The following is a 3,186-nucleotide window of genomic DNA, read 5'->3' as shown; positions in this document are numbered from 1 at the left end:
TGCTATGGCTTCAGCTCCTGCTCGATGCCAAACTCCAACCACCCCCGGAATCCACACCGGTCCATGGACGGGAGATCGCCTGCCCGCGCTGCGGAGGCCCCATGCGCAAAATCAAAAAGATGCCCCGGGCCCCTCCAGCCCATCGTAACGAACACTTCTTCCACGCCGTGGCCGCATGAACTCTTTCATGACCAGCCGCACCCCGTTGATCTCCGTCGATGCCCCGCCGGAGCCCGGTTCCTCTGTGCCCACCCCATGAATACGACAGAAATGGATCCGAAAAACCGATCGGACGCCCTTCGCCACTACCCCGGGTCAGCTCGATCTCTCGAAAACCTCCCCAAAACCAACCGCCATCACCGGCCCGGGAGATACAGTCAGACAAAAACGAGCCTGATAGAAAACCCATAAGCCGACCGAAACCCCAAGGCGCTCAACGGCTTGTCCAACCATCGTTCAAGTCCGAGCCTCGTTCCTCGGCTCGGCTAGAACGTTTATTGATCTGCTTCTTCGGGTTCAAAACTGTAGATGTCGAATCCTAGTTCAATACCTCTCGAGCTGATTTCTTTCATAGTAGTAGGGGAAATGCTTATGCCTCGATTCATCGCTTCTAGAAAGAGTCCAGAAAATAGATCAACATCGTATTCTCCTGTTATTTTCTTCCAGACGCCTAGATCCTTCGTCAATCGACTAAGTATCCATTCAACCTGAGAATCTATATCAGCTTCGCTTGAATCAGGAGCTGAAAGCGACCAAGATCCTTTCTTGGCTTCGTATTGTCTACCCGATTTGGGCCCAATCCATTTCTCTCCTTTCGTTCTTCCTTTTGTCGGCTCATGGCCGAGGAGTGCTGTGATTTCCTTAGGATCGACTGATTCACCAAAAATTCTTAGTGACATGGTAGAACGATCAACGGGACCACCGAACCAAACGGTTCCTTCTGGCGCACTCGAAACGAGCTTTTCTGGCGGTTGATTCATTTCTTTTGCAGATCGTCGAGATGTCTCAAGGAGTGAGCGACGCAGGAGCGAACGGAATTGAGACGATCGACTGGTTATGCTTTCGCATCGTTGATTCGGTCGGGTTGATTTCGTATTCGAGTCCAGTATTCTTCTCTTACTTCCTCGTCGATGTCGATCGGTAAGCGCTCTCCGTAAAGTCGATCAGCGCCATCTTTTTTTGGTCCGGAGATCCAGTAATCGTCACCTGATTCAATTTCAAAGTAGTTCGACTTAAACCCACTTCCTTTCAAGCTCTTAAATTGTTTTCCGCTGTAGTAGATGGACTTTCCTGACTTCGAGAATGTTACGCGACCGATGCGGGCTTCACCGATAAGTTCGCCCGCTTTTCTCTCAATATACATGATGCGAGAAAGACCTTTTTTACCTTCGAGACGCTTCGATGGTTCGGAAGCGGACGGTTGGAACTCTGAGGCGGCATGAGCAGCTTCGATGACTTCCTGTGGTATTTTTCTTCGTGGCATAACGTCGAAGTGTATCACGGAGTGTAGCGCAGAGCGCGTAACGGAGTTGATACCACTGCCTTGTTGTGTGCCTTTATCTCTTGCATTTCATTTTATTGAGTTACCTTAACAGCAACGGGACTATCAGAACTAACTGCCGGTCCAAAAGCGAGTGCTTCTCCTTGACGAAGCTGTGGTAGATGCTATGAGCGGATCCGAGGGATCTGCTTTTCTTGGGGCCTCTTCTTTCGGATACTAAACAGGCCCGGGTTAAGAGGACCCGGACCTGAAAAAATGAACCTGAAAGAAAGATTCAAAAAATGAAGTTATACATGGCGCTGGAACTGAGCAATACTAAATGGAAGCTGGCCTTCTCGACGGGAGAGAAGATACGGCTGATCACGATCGAGGCTCGTGATCAGTTGGCCTTTCAATCGGCCCTGAAGGCGACTCGGGACAAGTGGCAGCTAGGCGAAGACATTGAGGTTTTCAGTGTCTACGAAGCGGGCCGGGACGGTTTCTGGATCCACCGCTGGCTGGAGGGGTTGGGGATCAACAACGTCATCGTTGATCCCGCCAGCATTGAGGTGAACCGCCGCAAACGCCGAGCCAAGACTGACCGCCTGGACGCCAAGGCCTTGCTGCGTCAGCTGATTCGCTACCACGGCGGTGAGCATACGCTCTGGTCTGTCGTGCGCGTGCCGAGCGTGGAGCAGGAAGACCTGCGTCGGCGCGAGCGAGAGATCAAGCGACTGAAGAAGGAGATCGGTGCGGGCACAGCCCGGATCAAAAGCCTGCTTGTTTTGCATGGACTTCGCCTCGATTCACTTAGCAAGCTCGATACACGGCTCGATTCGCTGCTCGGTTGGGACAACCGCCCCCTCCCGGAACATATACGCAGCGAGATCGCCCGCGAATACGAACGCGTGGAGTTTGCCCGCACCCAACTCAAGGCTCTGGAACGTGCGCGGACTGCCCGAATCGCAAAGCCCCAAACAAAGGCCGAGCGACAGGCCCACAAGCTCACCCGGCTCAAGGCCGTTGGCGTCATCAGCGCCATGACCTTAAGCGAGGAGTTCTTCAGCTGGCGAGAGTTCCGCAACGTCCGGCAAGTCGGCGCCTGCGCCGGTCTGGATGGCTCCCCCTACGACAGCGGCGACAGCAAGAACGAACAAGGCATCAGTAAAGCCGGCAATGCCAAGGTCCGGGCCCTGATGATCGAGCTGGCCTGGTCGTGGCTGAGGAACCAACCCCAGTCGGATCTGGCCAAATGGTTCGACAACAACTTCGCCAGGGGAAAACGCAGCCGAAGAATCGGCATCGTCGCTCTGGCGCGCAAGCTACTGGTGGCTCTGTGGAAGTACTTGGAAAAAGACGAACTCCCCGCTGGGGCTCTCCTCAAAGAGACTGCCTGAGAACTTTTACCAATCAAACTATCTGAGCTTTATCTGACTTTGGTGGATTGATGGCCCGTTTCGATGCTGGAGATGGTAAATCCCACTCGTTCTTGTAGATTGGCGTCATCATGAAACCGCATATTCAAGCCTGCGATCAGGCGTATTTGGCATCAGGTGACCGGCTAGACCGGCACGGATAGAAGTTGGTCCCGAGGGCTACATAGCCCCGGATACTCAAATGCGGAAACCACTAAGATCAATCGCTCAAAATAAACATAACATTATCGCGATTATGACTTGACCCATAAATCACCATAGAAGCATCGA

3 protein-coding genes are annotated in these 3,186 nt (G+C 52.9%); 1 reads left to right on the top strand and 2 read right to left on the bottom strand.

Annotated features, from left to right (window positions below; all coding sequences use genetic code 11):
- Positions 1–494: 494 nt before the first annotated feature.
- Positions 495–980 (bottom strand): DUF4279 domain-containing protein, encoded by a 486-nt coding sequence (locus H5P30_RS08725; RefSeq protein WP_185692565.1) that lies wholly within the window; start codon positions 978–980, stop codon positions 495–497.
- Positions 981–1,054: 74 nt separating this feature from the next.
- Entirely contained in the window at positions 1,055–1,483 is a 429-nt protein-coding gene (locus H5P30_RS08720) for a hypothetical protein (protein WP_221774329.1), read from the bottom strand.
- 299 nt (positions 1,484–1,782) lie between these two features.
- Between H5P30_RS08720 and H5P30_RS08715 the strand changes: the two genes are divergently transcribed.
- Entirely contained in the window at positions 1,783–2,877 is a 1,095-nt protein-coding gene (locus H5P30_RS08715) for an IS110 family RNA-guided transposase (protein ID WP_185691013.1), read from the top strand.
- Positions 2,878–3,186 lie beyond the last annotated feature (309 nt).

The organism is Puniceicoccus vermicola (assembly GCF_014230055.1).
Classification (GTDB): Bacteria; Verrucomicrobiota; Verrucomicrobiia; order Opitutales; family Puniceicoccaceae; genus Puniceicoccus; species Puniceicoccus vermicola.
This window is presented reverse-complemented; position numbering and strand designations above follow the sequence as displayed.